The organism is Anaerophaga thermohalophila DSM 12881, assembly GCF_000191885.1.
Lineage (GTDB): Bacteria > Bacteroidota > Bacteroidia > Bacteroidales > Marinilabiliaceae > Anaerophaga > Anaerophaga thermohalophila.
Genome location: NZ_AEWI01000023.1, coordinates 1 through 19,388, shown reverse-complemented (window position 1 = coordinate 19,388; position 19,388 = coordinate 1). Strand labels below are relative to the sequence as shown.

The following is a 19,388-nucleotide window of genomic DNA, read 5'->3' as shown; positions in this document are numbered from 1 at the left end:
TGCCGGCAAAATTTTGAAAGGCAGAAAAAGCATGGGGCTGGAAGTTATTGGTCAAATGGACTCAGGAAAGAAAACATGGAAGCTGATTTTTTTACTCATTTTGCGGAACAGGTACCCTTTTTCTTTGCCATCAAGCCATCTCACCTGTGTGGTGGTTTACCTGGTTTATTTTACCCTCCCGGGATTGTTTCGAATAAATTCTTTCCAGCTTTTAACGCCTCCACTACTCATCAGGTTTTGCTTCTGAAAACAATGACAAACTGCTGCGGCCAGTCCGTCAGTCGCATCCAGGTGTTTGGGTATTTCACCCATATCCAGATACTGTTGAAGAAACAGTGCCACCTGCTCTTTGGATGCATTGCCCCGACCGGTTATGGCCTGTTTTATGCGCAAAGGGGCATACTCAAATATTGGCAACGACCTCGAAAGAGCAGCAGCCATGGCTACTCCTTGTGCCCTGCCCAGTTTAAGCATCGACTGAACGTTTTTCCCGTAAAACGGAGCTTCAATGGCAAGTTCATCAGGATGATAGGAGTCAATAAGACTGATGACGCGCTCAAAAATTTTTCGGAGCTTCAGATAATGGTCTTTGTACTTCGATAACTCCAGCACGCCCATGGTAATCAGTCGTGGCGTATTACCCCTGACCTCAATCAAGCCATAGCCCATCACAGTGGTTCCGGGGTCAATACCAAGAATGATTTTTTCTGCTACGGCTTTTTGCATTTATTGTTTATTGGATTTTAGAAAGAATCGAATTGAAATTTGTTACCCGCTCGCCAAACTTACGCCTGAAAGATTCAAAAACAGGATTGGTCTTCTGCCGGATAAGTTCGAGTTCTTCTCCGGTAGAACATCGAAACTGCACTGAAAGCACCTGCATTCCCTGGTTTGCATCCGAAAACACTTCAAACACCTCCTCCTCAATTGTGGGTACCAATTGCTTCACAAAAGGAAACAACTCATCTTGGAGCCATACTTCCCATTCGGCCCGATACTTCGGAGTTGTATAAAACGAGGCATTAAAAATATATTCCTGGCTCTTCATAACGGGAAAATCTTCTATTTTATCAAATCAGTTCCCATAAAAGGGATCAAAACTTTAGGTACTCGAATTCCCCCGGGAGTCTGATTGTTTTCAAGAATGGCGGCAACAATTCGCGGCAGGGCCAATGCACTTCCGTTGAGGGTATGCGCCAGTTGCGTTTTCTTTTCACCCGTTTTTCTAAACCGAAGCTTTAGCCGGTTAGCCTGATAAGACTCAAAGTTGGAAACCGAGCTGACTTCAAGCCAGCGCTTCTGGGCTGCCGAGTACACCTCAAAATCGTAAGTTAATGCAGAAGTAAAACTTATATCGCCGCCGCATAGTTTTAGAATACGCCAGGGCAGTTCCAGCTTTTCCACCAATGATTGTACATGTACCAACATCTGATCAAGCACTTCGTATGAATTATCGGGGCTGGCCACCTGAACGATTTCAACTTTATCAAACTGATGCAAACGGTTCAGTCCACGGACATGACTACCCCACGACCCGGCTTCACGCCTGAAACAGGCCGAATAAGCACACTGTTTGACAGGCAAATCTTTCTCATCGAGAACCACATCCCTGAAAATATTCGTCACGGGAACCTCAGCTGTTGGAATCAGATAAAGATTGTCGGCCCCTACATAATACATCTGACCCTCTTTATCGGGCAGCTGCCCGGTACCGAATCCCGAATCTTCGTTCACCAGCAGAGGTGGCAACACCTCCTTGTAGCCGGCAGCTGTGGCTTCATCAAGAAAAAAGTTGATCAATGCACGCTGCAATTTGGCTCCCCACCCTTTATATACCGGGAAACCGGCACCGGTAATTTTTGTGCCAAGCTCAAAATCAATAAGATCATATTTTGTTGCTAATTCCCAGTGAGGAAGAGCATTTTCAAGCGCCGGGACTTCCCCTCCCGAGTTTACCACCTCATTATCTTCCTCGCCTTTACCCTCAGGAACAGTAGGATGAGGTACATTGGGTACCTGAACCAATAATTCCTGAATTTTTTTCTCACTTTCACTCAGTTTCGCATTCAGAGAGCGTATCTCATCCTTAAGGCCGGCGGTTTTCGACCTTGCCTCAGTGGCTTCATCGGTCCTGCCCGACTTAAACAACTGCCCGATTGATTTCGACAAAGTGTTCAGCTCATTTTGTCTCTGATCAACCACACTTTGCGTGGCACGACGTTCGTTATCAGCCTCAACAATCTGAGCAATAATCTTTTCAGCATCGAAGTGTTTGATCTTTAACCGTTCAATTACTTCTTCCTGATTGTCCTGAATGTACTTGAGTGTAAGCATATTTCCGGTATATATCTGTGAGTCAGGTCTAAAAAGCATCTTTGTTGCCAAACTCATTGTTGTTTCAAATTTTTGAAACGAACATGAATTTTGGAGGGCCAAATTTTCAAAAAGGCATGAACAAAATTGGCTGACGCCGATCTTACGATTCATCGTGCGTCCCATCAGACCAATAATTTAAACCAATGTCGTGCTGATAAATCCTCCTTAACAAAGAGTAACTGCAGTACAAAAATTAAATGCCTTGATTTTGACAAAAAATATGCTTTTTATACCGTACTCATCTGTTTTAATAAAGCACAAAAAAATCAAAAAACTTAGAATCAGAGAGGTCAAAACCTTTAAATTTCTTTTCTCAATCATTCTATTCGCTTTGTCTTTGCGGTCTTCACGTTCAAAAGAAGAGCCCAAAAAAATCTCCTGAATTTGTTACGAAAGTAACAAAAACAGGAGATTAAGAGAATTTTTTTACAAAAAAAACTTTATTCTGCAGCAGCCGGTTCAACAGATACAAAAGAACGATCGCCTTTTCTTTTACGAAAAACAACCTTTCCGTCGGTCAGTGCAAAAAGAGTATGGTCTTTACCGATGCCGACATTTTCGCCCGGATGATGCTGGGTACCGCGCTGGCGAACAATAATGTTACCGGCTTTTGCTATTTGGCCACCATAAATTTTGACGCCCAAACGTTTACTTTCTGATTCGCGTCCGTTTCTGGAGCTACCTACACCTTTCTTATGTGCCATATCGCATTAATTTTTTCGTGATTAACCTTCAATATTTTCAATCTGAATCTGACTCAGATACTGACGATGCCCGTTTTTCTTACGGTAGCCTTTTCTGCGCTTCTTCTTAAATACGATCACTTTATCGCCTTTGAGGTGCGACAGAACTTTGGCTGTTACTTTGGCTCCTTCAACAACAGGAGTACCAATCTTCACATCGCCTTCGTTGTCAACCATCAATACCTGATCGAAATCAACTGAAGCTCCTTCTTCTGCATTGAGGCGATTCACAAAGATTTTTCTGTCTTTCTCTACTTTGAATTGCTGGCCTCCAATGGAAACAATTGCGTACATTGAAATACAATTTTAAGGTTCTCTCCGGCAGGTGGTTCCCAACATATAGGAATCTCTTTTCTACCTGTTCGGATATTTTCGGTTGGCAAAAGTAGTAACTTTTTATTTTTCCGGCAAATAAAATTAATCTGACGGGCTGTTCCGCATTATTATATCTTCAAAAATTGCGGGCGACTAAAAACAAATCATTAATTTTGTGCCCTTCAGGATTAAAAAGACTAAGCTGATGCAGAGAACTAAGATAGCCGACCTTCTGAGGTCAAACGACATTGGAAAACCATTTACTGTAAAGGGATGGGTACGTACCCGGAGAGGCAACAAAAAAGTGAATTTTGTCGCCCTGAACGATGGCTCAGGCATAAATAATCTTCAAATTGTTGTGGATATGCCTCACTTTGATGAAACTCTGGTGCGTCGTATCACCACCGGTGCTGCCATTTCGGTTGAAGGCATATTGCAGGCATCGCAAGGGTCGGGTCAGAAAGTTGAATTGTTGGCTAAAAGCATTGAAATACTTGGCGACAGCGATCCCGACAAATATCCGTTGCAACCTAAAAAACACTCGCTTGAGTTTCTGCGTGAAATTGCACACCTCCGGTTTCGTACCAATACTTTCGGAGCTATAACGCGTGTACGTCATGCCATGATTTTTGCCGTGCACCAATTTTTTAACAGCAAAGGTTTTTACAATATCCACACGCCCATTATTACCGCATCCGATGCCGAAGGAGCCGGTGAAATGTTTCAGGTCACCACGCTCGATCTTGAAAATCCGCCTCGCGACGAGGAAGGAAAAATAGATTATTCTAAAGACTTTTTCGGAAAACCTACCAATCTGACTGTTTCAGGCCAATTGGAAGGAGAACTGGCGGCCCTTGCCTTATCGGAAATTTACACTTTCGGGCCCACCTTCAGAGCAGAAAATTCCAACACTTCGCGTCACTTGTCGGAGTTTTGGATGATTGAGCCCGAAATGGCTTTCTATGATCTGAAAGACAACATGGATCTGGCTGAAGAATTTTTAAAATATCTGCTGCAATATGCATTGGATCATTGCATGGACGACCTTCAGTTTCTCAGCAAGCGGCAACAGGATGAAGAAAAGAACAAAAAAGAAGCCGACCGCTCCATGGAGCTTATCGAAAAGCTCAAATTTGTTCTGGAAAATGAATTTGTCAGATTGACTTACACCGAAGCCATCAATATTCTCGAAAATTCAAAACCCAACAAAAAAGGACTATTCCAGTATCCGGTAAAGGGATTCGGAACTGACCTCCAGTCGGAACACGAACGTTACCTGGTTGAAAAACACTTTAAGAAACCCGTGATACTCACTGACTATCCCAAAGAAATCAAAGCATTCTACATGAAGCTGAACGACGACAATAAAACCGTTCGCGCCATGGATGTGCTCTTCCCTCAGATTGGTGAAATTATTGGCGGATCGCAACGTGAAGAAAACTATGACAAACTGATTTCCAGAATGCGCGAAATGAATATTCCGGAAGAAGAAATGTGGTGGTTTCTCGATACCCGCCGCTTTGGTTCGGTTCCTCACAGTGGTTTCGGCCTGGGTTTTGAGCGCATGATGCTATTTGTTACAGGGATGACCAACATTCGGGATGTCATTCCTTTTCCACGGGCACCCAAAAGTGCAGAGTTTTAAAATACCATTTAATGTTTCCTGATTTCCCCAAATTACTGTATTTTTGTAAGGAGCGGACAGGTATTAAAAGGTCTGCTTCAAAAAATTAACAGGTTCAGGGAATGTTAAAACAAAGTTTACAACAGAAATTATTACAAAAGCTTTCACCTCTTCAGATACAGGTGATCAAGCTTCTTGAAATTCCTACGACCCAACTTGAGCAACGGATTAAGGAAGAACTGGAAAAAAACCCGGTGCTCGAGATGGAAGGTGATTCCCGTGATCCTGACGATGAAGAAGACAACAGCACTGAAACCGACAACGAAAAGGATGAAATGTCCATCGACGCTTACATCCAGAATGAGGATATCCCCGCCTACAAACTAAATGCCCGTAACTTTTCGAAAGACGACAAACAGGAAGACATCCCTTTCTCCTCAGGCACAACTTTCCATGAACACCTTGTCAGTCAGATGGGATTGCGTATTATGACCGAACGCCAGGCATTAATCGCAGAATACATTATCGGTAACATTGATGAAGACGGTTACCTTAGGCGAGATGTTGACGAAATTATTGACGACCTTGCCTTTTCGCAGAATGTTGAGGTGGACGAAAAAGAAGCACTTGAAGTTCTTAAAATGGTTCAGGATTTTGACCCGCCCGGAGTGGGTGCAAGGGATTTAAGAGAATGCCTTATGCTTCAACTCGAAAAAAAGAATCAGGATGATCCGCTAATTCAGAAAGCTTACTACCTGGTTAAAAATCACTTCGAAGAGTTCACCCGGAAACATTATGATAAAATTGAAAAACGAATGCATCTGGAAGAAGGGGAACTCAAAGATATACTTGAAGAAATACTCAAGCTAAATCCCAAGCCCGGCAGCTCTTACAGTAATCCTGTAACAAAAACCGTTCAGCACATTATTCCCGACTTCATTCTGGAAATTGAAGACGGAAAACCAAAATTGTCGCTAAACAACCGGAATGTTCCTGAGCTTCGCATCAGCAACACCTATTCGGAAATGTTTGAAGATTATCAGTCCAACAGAAAAAATCAGAGCAAGGATCAAAAAGAAGCACTGATGTTTGTCAAGCAAAAACTCGACTCGGCCAAATGGTTTATCGACGCTATTAAGCAGCGACAGAACACGCTGATGACAGTTATGCAGGCCATTCTTGACTATCAGTACGAATATTTTCTGGAGGGCGACGAAACAAAACTCAGGCCCATGATCCTGAAAGATATTGCAGACCGCACGGGACTTGATATATCCACCATCTCAAGAGTTTCGAACAGCAAATACATCCAGACGCATTTTGGAATTTTCCCGCTAAAATATTTCTTTTCGGAAGGGTTACAGACCGACTCAGGCGAAGAAGTCTCAACACGGGAAATAAAAAGGATACTCCAGGATTGCATCGAAAATGAAGACAAGCGAAAACCGCTTACCGATGATAAACTGGCAAAAATCCTTCAGGAAAAATCTTACAATATTGCCCGACGTACCGTGGCAAAATACCGTGAGCAACTGAACATACCCGTTGCCAGGCTTCGGAAAGAGTGGTAAAGATTTTCGGCAAGAAAGAAACTGGTAAATGAAACGAGTCCCAATTATAAATTTTATACGGATGAAGCTCTTCAGTAAAATACTGTCCTTTCTTTTCCATCCCATGCTAATGCCAACTCTTGGGATTTTTTTTATTCTGAATTCAGGAAACCATCATGCATTTCTCCCATTTGAAATAAAGCGTCTGGTATATATTATTGTATTCACTTCCACCTGTTTGCTGCCGGTTTCGTTACTTCCGCTGTTTCTTCAAATCAAGCTGATAAAAAGTTTTGAAATGGAGACGGCCCGCGAGCGGGTCTATCCGGCACTCACATCAGCAGCTTTCTTTCTTCTGGGTTATTTCCTTCTGACCCGCCTGAATGTTTCTGTCCTGATAGAAACATTTCTGCTTTCCTCACTTGTCGCAATACTTATCTCTGTTGCCATTTCATTTTTCTGGAAAATCAGTCTGCACACTCTCGCGGTTGGAGGTGTTTCAGGCCTCATCGTCGCATTGATGTTTAAATATGGCATCGATCTTCTTTCCCTGCTCTCGCTAATGATTGTTATCTCGGGGCTTGTGGCAATGGCCAGACTTTATCTGAACGCCCATTCTCCTTTTCAGATATATGCAGGATACTTTTTAGGGTTGATCATTGTTGGTTCAGGTATTATGCTCATCTGACAAAATCAATGTACTGGATTTGTTTGTTTTATACAATCTTCATATCTTGCAGAAGAGATTAACCAAACCAGTACTGACCCGAAATGATCAAAAAACTTTTTTTCGCAACCCTTCTGACTATAGCAACAACCCATTCCAAAAGTCAGGATTACATTTTCCCATCGCCCTCAACAACAGCATTAGGCCTCTCCGGGGCAAGCGACTCAACTGCATGGGCTGTTTTTGCTAATCCTTCGGGCATTTCCAGCATCCGTCAAACCATTGCAGGCACAGGTTATCACAATGTCTTCCAAATTGAAGCATTAAGCACGCAAACCGCTTTTGCCGTTATTCCTTCGTCTTTAATTAATACAGGACTTACCTACTCCAGATACGGGAATCAACTCTTCAACATACAACAAGCAGGGATTACAGCTGCCAGAGCATTATCCGACCGTTTGAGTTTAGGTTGTCGGCTGGTGTACCTTTGGAGGTACATTAAAAATACCGAAACATCAGGCACTTTCCTTTTGGATGCAGGTTTCCGCATACGTTTATCTGAGACAGTTTCTTTCGCTGTTTCGGCTAAAAACCCAGCCCGTCAGAAAATATCGGACGAATACAACGACCAACCTCTTCCATCATTTTTGTCGGCAGCCTGTATAGCCAGACTTTCTCCTTCTTTCCGATTAACAGCCGATGTTATGCACCGAACAGACTATTCCCGGCAGGTATACTCGGTTGGTCTGGAAGCAAGATTGCACAAAATGGCTGAGTTTTGTGGTGCTGTTTCTGCAAAACCGGTCAGGCTGGCCATTGGAGCCAATATCAACTGGAAAAATCTGGAAATCAAGCTGGCAGCCAATCATCACGATCATCTTGGAATGAGTTCAACTGCGGGTATCACTTATTCTTTTAGCAGAAAGAAAGGAGGTGAAAGGTGATACTGCTGCTAAAAAAATCCTGCCTTATTTTCAGTTTTTGTGTTTGCTCTTTCAGTTTCGTCATATTTGCCCAGGATTACGATAATCCTGAGTATTGGGCTGAGAACATTGTCGCCGAATATGCTCAAGAAACAGAACTTGAAGACATGACCCTGCTGATCGAAGACCTTCTCAGTCTTACAAAACATCCGCTCAATATCAACAGTGCATCCCGTGAAGATTTGGAACGCATCTTTTTCCTTACCGACCTGGAAATAGAAAACATTCTGTATAAAAGATACGTTAACGGTCCCTTTTTAACCATTTATGAATTGCAGGCTGTTGAAGGACTCGGTATAAAAACAATAAAATTACTGCAACCACTTATCCGTTTCGGCCCCGTTGAGGCAACCCCCGGAAAAATCAAAATTTGGGGAGATGCATTTCTCAGAAGTAAGTATCAGCTCGAAAAAGCCGAAGGGTTCCGCAAAAACAGCGAGGGAATCAAACCCTTTGCAGGTAACCCGGTAAAGTTATACAACAGAGTTGAGATCATGACCAATCGTGGTCTGAGTGCCGGGGTGATTGCGGAGAAAGACCCGGGAGAACCAATGTTTGAGGACAAGATAAAAACATTCGATCTGTTAACAGGTTATCTCCATTATCAAAGCAAAAAAGGGTGGCTTAAAGAAGCCGGAGTCGGCAACTATCAGATCAGTGCCGCGCAAGGTTTGGTTGTTCAGTCGGGAATGCCGCAAAGAAAGAGTTCGATGACTACCACGATACGCAACCGCCGGCCTCCTTTTCGTCCCTCTCTTTCCGCTTCTGAATATTCGGGCATGAATGGTGCTTATTTTACTATCGGATTTGAAAGATTTACCTTTTCCCCATTCTTTTCGCTAAAAAAAAGAGACGGGAGACTGGTCGCCGACAGCAGTTGCATATCAAGCCTTCGGGAAGACGGATTACACAGGACATCTGCGGAACTTGAACAACGTCACAATACAACAGAGCTGGCGGCAGGTGGCAGAATTTCCTACTCAGGCAAATGGATTGATGTTGAAGCCGGACACCTCTATTATCGGCTTGACAACCCCCTCTGCCCGGAAGTTAAACCATACAACCAATTCTATTTCAGTGGTAGAAAAAATCAGAACAGCTGGCTTTCGTATGTGATCAGCCAAAGAAACTGGTTATTGTTTGGAGAGATAGCTTTTGACCAATTCACTCACCCTGCCTTCTATCACGGAATAACATGGGGGGCGGCCCCCGGCTTTTCGTTGGTTCTCGGTCACCGGGCAATCCCGGTTAAATATCACGCTCCTTTGGCTGCTCCTATGACAGAAAGCAGCAGCTTTTCAGGCGAAAGTGGTCTCTATTCGGGAATAAAGTGGGAACTCCCATTAAGAATCACAATCTCTTCCTATTTCGACTATTACCGGTTCAGATGGTTGAAATTCAATGCAGATGCTCCTTCCTCCGGCTTCGACTGGATGGGTGTGATAGAGAAGGACTTTGACAATGACGCAACATTATATCTTAAATGCCGCCATAGAGAAAAACCTACCAATATTACTTACAACAGTGCAGAAAACTCTGTTGTTGATCTTAAATCTGACCAGATCAAGGGACAATACCGGCAAAACCTGACAGGAGGATGGCAATTCACCACTTTACTCCAATGGCATTTTGTGAATACCGATAATAACAGAGAAACGGGAAATATGCTTTCGCAGGACATCAAATGGAAAAATACAAAAGAAAACCTCACCGCAACACTCAGATATGCTCTCTTTAATTCTTCGGATTATTCTGCACGAATGTATGCCTATGAGCCTGATGTTCTGTACATGTTTTCGGTGCCCGCTTACTCGGGAAGAGGCAGCCGTTATATCCTCCTTGTCAATTACAGGATAATGAATAACATCCATTTATGGTTCCGCTGTGCGCGATGGAAATATGACGACAGAGAAGAGACCGGTACAGGTTACCAGCTGGTCCGATCCGATAAAAAAACCACTTTCACGGCTCAGATACGGGTGAAATTTTAGTTCCCTACTTCGGAGATAAATTTGATCCGCACCATTCTGACATCTTCCTCGGAATACTCGTCTTCTCCAAGTTCTTCCAACGCAGTTGTTATATCGTCGGTTTCAGCATCTTCCTTAAAATAATAAAATATGTCGTCGCGATGCTCCTCGTCCATGACCTGATTGATATAATAATCAATATTGACACGTGTTCCGGAGTAAACAATCGACTCTATTTCATTCAGGAGTTCGAGCAGATCAATTCCTTTGGAATCGGCAATATCGTCGAGCGACACCTGACGGTCGATACTCTGAATAATCGAAACCTTAAGTTTACTTTTATTGGCCACTGTCTTGACGACCATGTCCATGGGCCGTTCAATTTCATTCTCTTCAACATGCCGCTGAATAAGTTCAACAAACTCTTTCCCGTATCTCTTGGCTTTTCCGGCACCAACGCCCGGCATATTCTGCAACTCTTCAAGTGTCACAGGATAATAAGTAGCCATGGCCTCCAATGAAGGATCCTGAAAGATTACGAAAGGCGGAAGATTTTTCTTCTTCGAAATTTGTTTTCTCAGGTCTTTCAACATCGAAAACAATCCTGTATCCAATGCAGCAGTTCCACCAGCCGATCGTGATTCCTGCTCCAGTTCATCATAATCGTGATCGCGGGTCAAGCTAATGCTGTAAGGTTTCTTAATGTATTCATGCCCCTTTTCAGTGACTTTAAGAAGACCATAATTTTCAATATCCTTGGATAATAAACCGGCAACCAGCGATTGTCTTGTTACAGCATGCCAGAATTTTTCGTCTTCCTCGCTGCCGCACCCAAAAATATCGAGTTCGTGATGGTGATATGATTTAACCATACTGGTGATCTTACCCGTCAGGACATTAACAACATGCTCGGTTTTAAAGCGTTCCTTAAGTTGATTAACAACTTTAAGCAACTTAACTATAAAGTCTTTCCCTTCAAACTGCTCTTTGGGGTTGATGCAATTGTCGCATGAACCGCAATTTTCCTCTGTGTAAGTTTCGCCGAAGTAATGCAGCAAAGTCTTCCTTCGGCACAATGAAGACTCAGCATAAGCCACGGTTTCAAGCAAAAGTTGCTTGCCTATCTCCTGCTCTGCAAGGGGCTTCCCCTGCATAAATTTTTCCAGTTTTTGAATGTCTTTATAGCTGTAAAAAGCAATGCATCTGCCTTCGCCCCCATCACGCCCGGCCCTGCCGGTTTCCTGATAATAGCCCTCAAGACTCTTTGGAATATCGTAATGAATAACCATCCGAACATCGGGTTTGTCTATTCCCATTCCAAAAGCGATGGTAGCCACAATAACATCAATATCTTCCATCAGAAATTTATCCTGATTACCACTACGGGTTGCCGCATCCATCCCCGCATGATAAGGCAAGGCTTTTATGCCGTTAACAACAAGTGTTTCAGCCAGCTCTTCCACTTTCTTCCGGCTCAGGCAATAAATAATCACCGATTTCCCCGGATTCTCCTTCAAGACTTTAATAATGTCCCTTGTGGCATTAACCTTTGGGCGTATTTCATAAAAAAGATTGGGCCGATTAAAAGAGGATTTGAAAACATTGGCATCCAGCATGCCAAGATTTTTCTGAATATCATGCTGTACTTTAGGTGTCGCAGTAGCAGTCAGGGCAATCAACGGTGCTTCGCCTATCTCATTAATAATGGGGCGAATACGCCTGTACTCAGGGCGGAAGTCATGTCCCCACTCCGAAATACAGTGAGCCTCGTCGACAGCATAAAATGATATTTTGACCTGCTTAAGAAACTGAATGTTTTCATCCTTGGTAAGTGATTCGGGCGCAACATATAATAATCTTGTCTTCCCGGAAATAACATCTTCTTTAACCTGTTGGATAGCAGATTTTGTCAAAGATGAATTTAAAAAGTGGGCGATACCGTCATCTTCACTGAAATTACGCATCGCATCTACCTGGTTCTTCATCAGGGCTATAAGCGGGGAAATAACAATGGCTGTACCGTCGAGAATTAACGCCGGAAGCTGATAACAGAGTGATTTCCCTCCCCCTGTTGGCATCAGAACGAAAGTATCATTCCCGTCAAGAACGTTTTTAATGATATCTTCCTGGTTTCCCTTGAAAGTATCAAACCCAAAATGCTTTTTCAAATAACCGTTCAGGTCAATCTGCTTAGTCATAACAAAATCAAACTATTTCGCTGTATCCTTCACAATATCAGATTGTTATTGTTCTTTCCCTTCTTGACCCCCAAAAGCAAACAAAATTAATAGATATTTATGAATACCGGACAAAATTTTGACGTTTTATGAGTGCAAAACACTCTTAAAAAATAATAAATCGGGATCAAACTGCAACGACGCAAAATTATTCCGGGTAAAACTTATTCAAGGTATAAAATAGAATGGGTAAAAACAAATAATTAAGAAAGTGTTTTTATCTTCGCAGGATAATATGCAACAGAACGTAAGCTGTTAAATTTTCAGATGTTGGATACAAGTTACCCGACAGGTTGAAGATTGACAGGGAAAAAATCAATTTGATACGCATGAAGAACAAGAACCAGGCCGAAATGTCCTTTTTAGAGCACCTCGAAGAATTACGTTGGCATTTGGTCAGATCCTTCCTTTATATTTTTGTGTTTGCAGTTCTGGCCTTTATTTTCAAAAATATCGTATTCGATGTTATCTTGTTGGGGCCAAGCAAACCCGACTTCTTCACCAATAGATTATTATGCGGCTTGGCCGAAGACCTCAGTATGCCTGTTTTATGTATCAACCAGGAACCACTTTCACTACAAAACATCAATATGACCGGCCAGTTTACAACCCATTTATGGGTTTCCTTTCTGGCTGGTGTTATTGTAGCATTCCCTCTTATTTTCTGGGAATTCTGGCGTTTTATTAAACCTGCCCTTTACAAGGAAGAAGTCGAGAGCAGCCGGGGAGCCATTTTTTTTGCATCAATCCTGTTCACCATAGGCATTCTGTTTGCTTATTATATTATCAGCCCGCTGTCGGTTCATTTTCTGGGCAATTACCAGGTGAGTGAACAAGTGGATAACATTGTTAATCTAGGTTCATATATAGGAACAGTATCATCAATCATTCTGGCAAGCGGAATTCTGTTCGAATTACCCATGTTCATATATTTTATGAGCAAAGTAGGGTTGGTAACGGCCGATACCTTAAAAAAATACCGCCGGCATTCTATTGTTGTAACACTGGCACTGGCAGCCATCATAACCCCTCCCGACGTTATCAGCCAGATATTGGTGTGTCTGCCACTCATTCTGCTTTACGAAGCAGGCATCATTATTGCAAGAGGGGTAGAATACAGACGATCAAAAGAGTTGGCCAAACAATGACCAGATCAAAAAAGCAACATGACCATGGAAGAACATAAGATGCGATTATATACCGACAACCTTGTAAAGAAATACCGCAACCGCACCGTGGTAAAAGGCGTTTCCGTTGAAGTGAGTCAGGGAGAAATAGTGGGATTATTGGGGCCCAACGGTGCAGGAAAAACCACTACCTTTTATATGATTGTCGGGTTGATAAAGCCCAATGACGGAGAAATCTACCTCGATCACGAAAAAATTACCAATGAGCCGGTATTCCGCAGAGCCCAAAAAGGCATCGGGTATCTTGCCCAGGAAGCCAGTGTATTCAGAAAACTCAGTGTTGAAAACAACATCAGGGCAGTGCTGGAAATGACCAAATATCCTAAAGAGTATCAGAAGCAGCGCCTTGAAGAGCTTATCAACGAATTTGGCCTCGGTCACATCCGAAAAAGCCTTGGAACTCAACTCTCTGGAGGAGAAAGAAGACGCACGGAAATAGCCAGGGCGCTTGCCATCAACCCCAAATTCATCCTGCTTGACGAACCCTTTGCAGGCGTCGACCCCATTGCAGTCAGAGACATCCAGGAAATTGTGGCAAAATTGAAATACAAAAACATCGGTATCCTTATTACCGACCATAATGTACACGAAACTCTTTCAATCACCGATCGTGCCTATTTACTTTTCGAGGGCAACATCCTGAAAGCCGGAACCGCCGAAGAACTGGCTGCAGACCCCGACGTGAGAAGAGTTTATCTGGGAGATGACTTTGAACTGAGAAGAAGAAATTTTGAACATGCCAAAAACCAGTAAAATTTCAAGACATATTTTTGGAAAAAGTGCAAAAATTGCCGTTATTTGCAACCGCAAATTTTATGCGGACGTGGCGTAATTGGTAGCCGCGCTAGATTTAGGATCTAGTGCCGAAAGGCGTGTGGGTTCGAGTCCCTCCGTCCGCACAAAACCGCCATGGGGATAATCACCCCTTTTGGCGGTTTTTTTGTGCATAGAACATCAAATTTAGTCAGAAAAAAGACGTTAATTTTCCAAAAATTAGTCTTTGCAACAACCAACTTTTTGGCAACTTGTAAATGCTTCATTATCTTTGCACTCGTTTTTGTCGGAAGGGTTGGATAAACCTGTTTTCAGCAACTTGCAAAAACAAATTTTGAAACGAGCATGGCAAATGTGGCATTAACAAACAAATAGCTTTCACATGAACATTGAAAAAGAGCAAATTGATGATTTAAATGCAGTGGTACACATCACCGTCGAAAAAGACGATTATGAACCACGCGTTGAAAAAGTACTGAAGGACTACCGTAAAAAAATCAACATGCCGGGATTCCGCCCCGGGAAAGTGCCGGCAAGCCTTGTAAAAAAATTGTATGGCAAAGCCATTCTGGTAGACGAAGTAAATAAGCTGATTTCCGAAAACCTCTCGAAATACATTAGTGAGAATGAACTCAACATCCTGGGAGAACCACTTCCCTCCGAAAAGCAGCAAACCATAGATTTCGATCAGGATGAGCAATTTAAATTTTCTTTTGATCTGGGACTTACCCCTGAAGTTGAGGTAAAACTCAGCAAAAGAGAAAAATTGCCCTACTATCAGATAGAAATCACCGATGACATGGTAGAAGGGCAGAAAAAAAATGTGACCAGCCGGTTCGGAACTACCGAAAAACGTGATGAAGCCGGAGAAGAAAGTCTGCTCAAAGGCGATTTTGTTCAACTGGACCAAAACAATGAAGAGATGGAGGACGGCATCAAAGCTGAAGATGCCGTAATGTCGATCAGCATTATCAAAAACGATAAAGAAAAGAAAAAAATAGTTGGTGCCAAAGTTGGTGATGAAATCGTTTTTGAGCCCAAAAAAGCTTTCCCGAATGATACCGAAATCTCTTACCTGCTGAAGATATCTAAGGAGGAGGCCGCTGAAGTAAAAGGAAAATTCAAATTCAAGGTCAAAGAAATTACCGAATATGTTGATCCTGAACTCAATCAGGAACTGTTCGATAAAATTTTCGGCCCGGGCAAAGTAACCAACGAAGAAGAATTTACGGCCCAGGTAAAGAAAGACCTTGAGGATAGTCTTTTAATGGAGTCGGAGTACAAATTCTCCATGGATGCCAGAGAAAAACTGATGAACAAGGTAGATATAAAGTTGCCCGAAGAGTTTCTGAAACGCTGGCTAAAAGCAAACAATCAAAACAAAGAAGGACAACAGCTTACCGACGAACAGATTGAAAACGAAACACCCCGGTTTTTTGAAGACCTGAAATGGCAAATCATTCGCAATCAACTGATCAGAGAAAACGATATCAAAATAGAACAGCAGGACGTTCTTGATTTTGCCAAAAAGTCGGCCAAACTACAGTTCATGCAGTACGGGCTAAACAACATCCCCGACGAACACATTGAAAGCTATGCCATGGACATGCTTAAGAATGAAGAGCAACAGCGCAGCATGGCCGAGGGAGCCATCAACGACAAAGTAATGAACTTCATCAAGGAAGCTGTAAAAACAGACACAAAAGAAGTGTCGCGTGAGGAGTTCAATAAACTCTTCGAAGAGAAAGAGAAGAAAAAATAAGGCGGCCTTTTATCCGACTATCATTTTAGCCTGAAAATATTTGGCACCGGAGAAAACTTTTCACTTCTCCGGTGGTTATGTTTTCAGGTTAAAATGTTTTGTGGCAATCAATCAATCAGACAAAATATTTCTAACTTAGCACGTTGTAAAAATCAAATAATATTAACTATGATCGATCCGAAAGATTTTCAGAAATATGCAACCAGGCACATGGGAATAAACAGCCTGGTGCTCGATAAATATACTGCCGTAACCAGCAGTTATATTTCCCCGACAATTATTGAAGAAAGACAGCTTAATGTGGCCAGCATGGACGTATTTTCGCGCCTCATGATGGACCGTATCATCTTTCTTGGTGTTCCCATTGACGATTACGTGGCAAACATCATTCAGGCACAGTTGCTCTATCTCGATTCGGTTGATTCAACCAAAGACATCAGCATCTATTTTAACACCCCGGGTGGTTCGGTACATTCAGGACTAGGAATTTACGATACCATGCAGTTCATCTCGTCCGACATTCAGACCATTTGCACCGGCATGGCCGCTTCGATGGGCGCTGTTTTGCTGACCGCCGGTACTAAAGGGAAACGTTCAGCACTGAAACATTCCAGAGTAATGATCCATCAACCCATGGGCGGTGCTCAGGGACAGGCAGCCGACATTGAGATTACTGCCCGTGAGATTCTGAAACTTAAGAAGGAACTCTACGAAATAATCGCCGAACATACCGGTAATTCATATAAAAAAGTTGAGAAGGACTCTGACCGTGATTACTGGATGACTGCCGAAGAAGCAAAAAAATACGGGATGATAGATGAAGTTCTTGCCCGCACCAAAAAAGACAAAGAAGAAAAATAACAACAGGCCCAAAAGGCTTAATGATTGTCCGTTCGGTAAACTCGTGACAATTTTTACAAGATGTGTATCTGTTCAGAAAGTGCCGGTTGCAAGGTCTCACTTTCGTTCAGCCTCAGCAGAGCAAAGCATGCGATCCCTTGCCACTCAAAGCTTTATCAGTGGCACAGCAGGTGGTATTTTATGAACAGACACTAATAGAGAAAGAAAGATTTTATGGATAAATGTTCATTTTGTGGTCGCCCGCGAAAAGATACCAACCTACTTGTGGCGGGAATTTCCGGACATATTTGTGACAGTTGTATTGAGCAGGCTCACTCCATCCTCGAAGAGGAGATGAAAAAACGAAATTCCTTCAACGTGGATGAGATCAGATTGCTAAAACCTGCCGAAATAAAAGCATTTCTGGATCAGTATGTTATCGGACAGGAAGAAGCAAAAAAATATCTGTCCGTCGCCGTATATAACCACTACAAACGCCTGATGCAAAAGGACGGGGGGGATGAAGTAGAGATAGAAAAGTCAAACATTATCCTGGTAGGTGAAACAGGTACGGGAAAAACCCTTCTGGCCCGCACCATTGCCAGAATGTTGCATGTCCCCTTTACCATTGTCGATGCAACCGTACTTACCGAGGCCGGCTATGTGGGTGAAGACATTGAAAGCATCCTGAGCCGTCTGCTTCAGGCAGCCGACTATAATACAGAAGCTGCTGAAAAAGGCATCGTTTTCATCGACGAAATTGACAAGATCGCCCGAAAAAGCGATAATCCGTCTATTACCCGGGATGTATCCGGCGAAGGCGTTCAGCAGGGACTCCTCAAGCTTCTGGAAGGTTCAGTGGTTAACGTGCCACCCCAGGGCGGCCGGAAACATCCCGACCAGAAAATGATTCCTGTTGACACCAAAAATATTCTTTTCATTTGTGGCGGTGCTTTCGACGGCATCGAACGGAAAATTGCCAACCGGCTTAATACCAAAGTGGTGGGGTACTCAGCGAGCAAAGACAAAGAACATATTGATGAAAACAACCTGCTGCAATACATTGCGCCCCAGGACCTGAAAGCCTACGGGCTGATCCCCGAAATCATCGGCCGGTTACCGGTACTCACTTATTTGAATCCGCTCGACCGGGATACTTTACGAAGAATTCTCGTAGAACCCAAAAACTCAATAATAAAACAATACAAAAAACTATTTGAAATCGACGGCATCGAACTGGAATTTGCCGATGAAGTTCTGGATTACATTGTAGACAAAGCCATTGAATTCAAATTAGGGGCAAGAGGATTAAGATCGATCTGCGAAACCATCATGATCGATCACATGTTTCATACCCCTTCAAAGAAGTCAAAAAAACTTCAAATCACACTCGATTTTGCTATGGGCAAAATTGAACGTACCCATTTGGGACGTCTTAAAGCAAGCTGAGAAAAACATTGAGTGTATAATTTGAGAGGCTGAAGGTAGAAGTTTTTGAGAGGCAGAAGGCAAAAGTTTGGGAGGCAGAAGGCAGAAGTTTGACAGGCAGAAAACAGAAGACAAAAGCCAGAAGGCAGAAGTAATAACAAATATTCAACCTTATGCGATAAATGGCTGAGATAAAACTCTTTGAACTTTGAATTAGAGGAAACCGGATGGAGTAATGAACTTTTACTTTATCCGGTTTTTTATTACAATAATCCGTTAAATTTCTACAAATATCTGATAATTAACTACTTACAGAGCCAGTGAAGGTTATATAACCCCCTCATAATAAACTCTTTGCGCCATCGCGTCTTTGCATCCAGGTTTTTTTTACCAGACTATTGCGATGGAACCGGCATCAAATTAATCCTCAAGTCTGATTTCATGCGTCAGTTCCAGAGCCTTTCGATACACAGCTGCAACACCGCAATATTTTTCATCCGACAAAGACACGGCCTTTTCAATTTTATCCTTTGGCAAATCTTTGCCTTTGAATGTGTATATCACATGCATTTTGGTATAGTGCTTCGGATGTTCTTCGGTCATATCTGCTTCCACTCTGACATTAAAATCATCCACTTCCACGCGCATTTTTCTCAGTATAGAAATTACATCCATGGCCGTACATCCGGCCAGTGAAAGGAGCATCAGCGGCTTCGGCCTGACCCCTTTATCCTCACCTCCTACCGAAGGATCCGCATCAAGAATAACTTTGTGACCACCCATCTCTGTCTCAAACGACATTTTTCCTGTCCAATTAAGGTCTAATGTAGATTTCATATCTGAATTCTTTTAGTTTTTCTTTAGAAATTGTATTTTAGAACAAATATATGAGTGCAGTATAAAAAGCCTTCAAACTGCTGATTTTTACCATT

17 protein-coding genes and 1 tRNA gene are annotated in these 19,388 nt (G+C 42.6%); 11 read left to right on the top strand and 7 right to left on the bottom strand.

The window, feature by feature from the left end:
- Positions 1-165: 165 nt before the first annotated feature.
- The 5 genes from ruvC to rplU all read right to left on the bottom strand — a co-directional run bounded on the left by ruvC (position 166) and on the right by rplU (position 3,413).
- Positions 166-726, bottom strand: a complete 561-nt coding sequence (gene ruvC / locus ATH1_RS0108470) for a crossover junction endodeoxyribonuclease RuvC (protein WP_010420178.1) — start codon at positions 724-726, stop codon at positions 166-168.
- Positions 727-733: 7 nt separating this feature from the next.
- Positions 734-1,048 (bottom strand): DUF4286 family protein, encoded by a 315-nt coding sequence (locus ATH1_RS0108465; RefSeq protein WP_010420177.1) that lies wholly within the window; start codon positions 1,046-1,048, stop codon positions 734-736.
- A gap of 14 nt (positions 1,049-1,062) precedes the next feature.
- Positions 1,063-2,391 (bottom strand): serine--tRNA ligase, encoded by a 1,329-nt coding sequence (gene serS / locus ATH1_RS0108460; RefSeq protein ID WP_245531750.1) that lies wholly within the window; start codon positions 2,389-2,391, stop codon positions 1,063-1,065.
- Positions 2,392-2,816: 425 nt separating this feature from the next.
- On the bottom strand, positions 2,817-3,080 hold the full coding sequence (gene rpmA, locus ATH1_RS0108455) for a 50S ribosomal protein L27 (RefSeq protein ID WP_010420173.1): 264 nt from the start codon (positions 3,078-3,080) through the stop codon (positions 2,817-2,819).
- 21 nt (positions 3,081-3,101) lie between these two features.
- Entirely contained in the window at positions 3,102-3,413 is a 312-nt protein-coding gene (gene rplU, locus ATH1_RS0108450) for a 50S ribosomal protein L21 (RefSeq protein ID WP_010420171.1), read from the bottom strand.
- A gap of 226 nt (positions 3,414-3,639) precedes the next feature.
- Between rplU and asnS the strand changes: the two genes are divergently transcribed.
- The 5 genes from asnS (at position 3,640) to ATH1_RS0108425 (ending at position 10,249) form a co-directional block, all read left to right on the top strand.
- Entirely contained in the window at positions 3,640-5,079 is a 1,440-nt protein-coding gene (asnS, locus tag ATH1_RS0108445) for an asparagine--tRNA ligase (RefSeq protein ID WP_010420170.1), read from the top strand.
- 101 nt (positions 5,080-5,180) lie between these two features.
- On the top strand, positions 5,181-6,629 hold the full coding sequence (gene rpoN / locus ATH1_RS0108440; RefSeq protein ID WP_010420168.1) for an RNA polymerase factor sigma-54: 1,449 nt from the start codon (positions 5,181-5,183) through the stop codon (positions 6,627-6,629).
- Positions 6,630-6,690: 61 nt separating this feature from the next.
- The gene (locus ATH1_RS0108435; protein WP_010420165.1) at positions 6,691-7,296 is read left to right on the top strand and encodes a phosphatase PAP2 family protein; all 606 of its coding nucleotides are present in this window, start codon (positions 6,691-6,693) and stop codon (positions 7,294-7,296) included.
- A gap of 83 nt (positions 7,297-7,379) precedes the next feature.
- Entirely contained in the window at positions 7,380-8,219 is an 840-nt protein-coding gene (locus tag ATH1_RS0108430; RefSeq protein ID WP_010420163.1) for a hypothetical protein, read from the top strand.
- The gene (locus ATH1_RS0108425) at positions 8,216-10,249 is read left to right on the top strand and encodes a helix-hairpin-helix domain-containing protein (RefSeq protein ID WP_010420162.1); all 2,034 of its coding nucleotides are present in this window, start codon (positions 8,216-8,218) and stop codon (positions 10,247-10,249) included. Before ATH1_RS0108430 ends, ATH1_RS0108425 begins: the two co-directional genes overlap by 4 nt.
- On the opposite strand, the gene recQ is transcribed toward ATH1_RS0108425, so the two are convergent.
- On the bottom strand, positions 10,246-12,426 hold the full coding sequence (gene recQ, locus ATH1_RS0108420) for a DNA helicase RecQ (RefSeq protein WP_010420159.1): 2,181 nt from the start codon (positions 12,424-12,426) through the stop codon (positions 10,246-10,248). The two genes, ATH1_RS0108425 and recQ, sit on opposite strands and share 4 nt — an antisense overlap.
- Positions 12,427-12,794: 368 nt before the next feature.
- Between recQ and tatC the strand changes: the two genes are divergently transcribed.
- From tatC to clpX, 6 genes are all read left to right on the top strand, one after another.
- Positions 12,795-13,613: a twin-arginine translocase subunit TatC gene (tatC, locus tag ATH1_RS0108415; RefSeq protein WP_010420157.1), complete on the top strand. Its 819-nt coding sequence runs from the start codon at positions 12,795-12,797 to the stop codon at positions 13,611-13,613.
- Positions 13,614-13,637: 24 nt separating this feature from the next.
- Positions 13,638-14,405, top strand: a complete 768-nt coding sequence (gene lptB / locus ATH1_RS0108410; RefSeq protein ID WP_010420156.1) for an LPS export ABC transporter ATP-binding protein — start codon at positions 13,638-13,640, stop codon at positions 14,403-14,405.
- 64 nt (positions 14,406-14,469) lie between these two features.
- Positions 14,470-14,551, top strand: a tRNA-Leu gene (locus ATH1_RS0108405).
- Positions 14,552-14,808: 257 nt separating this feature from the next.
- Positions 14,809-16,188 (top strand): trigger factor, encoded by a 1,380-nt coding sequence (gene tig, locus ATH1_RS0108400; protein WP_010420155.1) that lies wholly within the window; start codon positions 14,809-14,811, stop codon positions 16,186-16,188.
- A 168-nt stretch (positions 16,189-16,356) separates the two neighbouring features.
- Positions 16,357-17,049: an ATP-dependent Clp endopeptidase proteolytic subunit ClpP gene (gene clpP, locus ATH1_RS0108395; RefSeq protein ID WP_010420154.1), complete on the top strand. Its 693-nt coding sequence runs from the start codon at positions 16,357-16,359 to the stop codon at positions 17,047-17,049.
- Positions 17,050-17,262: 213 nt separating this feature from the next.
- On the top strand, positions 17,263-18,477 hold the full coding sequence (clpX, locus tag ATH1_RS0108390; RefSeq protein ID WP_010420153.1) for an ATP-dependent Clp protease ATP-binding subunit ClpX: 1,215 nt from the start codon (positions 17,263-17,265) through the stop codon (positions 18,475-18,477).
- A 399-nt stretch (positions 18,478-18,876) separates the two neighbouring features.
- On the opposite strand, the gene ATH1_RS0108385 is transcribed toward clpX, so the two are convergent.
- Positions 18,877-19,293, bottom strand: a complete 417-nt coding sequence (locus tag ATH1_RS0108385) for an OsmC family protein (RefSeq protein ID WP_010420152.1) — start codon at positions 19,291-19,293, stop codon at positions 18,877-18,879.
- Positions 19,294-19,388: the final 95 nt, after the last annotated feature.

Bases quoted from the DNA above. Each gene is read 5' to 3' on its own strand.
- ruvC (WP_010420178.1), bottom strand. From the start codon at position 726: ATGCAAAAAGCCGTAGCAGAAAAAATCATTCTTGGTATTGACCCCGGA.
- ATH1_RS0108465 (WP_010420177.1), bottom strand. From the start codon at position 1,048: ATGAAGAGCCAGGAATATATTTTTAATGCCTCGTTTTATACAACTCCG.
- serS (WP_245531750.1), bottom strand. From the start codon at position 2,391: ATGAGTTTGGCAACAAAGATGCTTTTTAGACCTGACTCACAGATATAT.
- rpmA (WP_010420173.1), bottom strand. From the start codon at position 3,080: ATGGCACATAAGAAAGGTGTAGGTAGCTCCAGAAACGGACGCGAATCA.
- rplU (WP_010420171.1), bottom strand. From the start codon at position 3,413: ATGTACGCAATTGTTTCCATTGGAGGCCAGCAATTCAAAGTAGAGAAA.
- asnS (WP_010420170.1), top strand. From the start codon at position 3,640: ATGCAGAGAACTAAGATAGCCGACCTTCTGAGGTCAAACGACATTGGA.
- rpoN (WP_010420168.1), top strand. From the start codon at position 5,181: ATGTTAAAACAAAGTTTACAACAGAAATTATTACAAAAGCTTTCACCT.
- ATH1_RS0108435 (WP_010420165.1), top strand. From the start codon at position 6,691: ATGAAGCTCTTCAGTAAAATACTGTCCTTTCTTTTCCATCCCATGCTA.
- ATH1_RS0108430 (WP_010420163.1), top strand. From the start codon at position 7,380: ATGATCAAAAAACTTTTTTTCGCAACCCTTCTGACTATAGCAACAACC.
- recQ (WP_010420159.1), bottom strand. From the start codon at position 12,426: ATGACTAAGCAGATTGACCTGAACGGTTATTTGAAAAAGCATTTTGGG.
- tatC (WP_010420157.1), top strand. From the start codon at position 12,795: ATGAAGAACAAGAACCAGGCCGAAATGTCCTTTTTAGAGCACCTCGAA.
- lptB (WP_010420156.1), top strand. From the start codon at position 13,638: ATGGAAGAACATAAGATGCGATTATATACCGACAACCTTGTAAAGAAA.
- tig (WP_010420155.1), top strand. From the start codon at position 14,809: ATGAACATTGAAAAAGAGCAAATTGATGATTTAAATGCAGTGGTACAC.
- clpP (WP_010420154.1), top strand. From the start codon at position 16,357: ATGATCGATCCGAAAGATTTTCAGAAATATGCAACCAGGCACATGGGA.
- clpX (WP_010420153.1), top strand. From the start codon at position 17,263: ATGGATAAATGTTCATTTTGTGGTCGCCCGCGAAAAGATACCAACCTA.
- ATH1_RS0108385 (WP_010420152.1), bottom strand. From the start codon at position 19,293: ATGAAATCTACATTAGACCTTAATTGGACAGGAAAAATGTCGTTTGAG.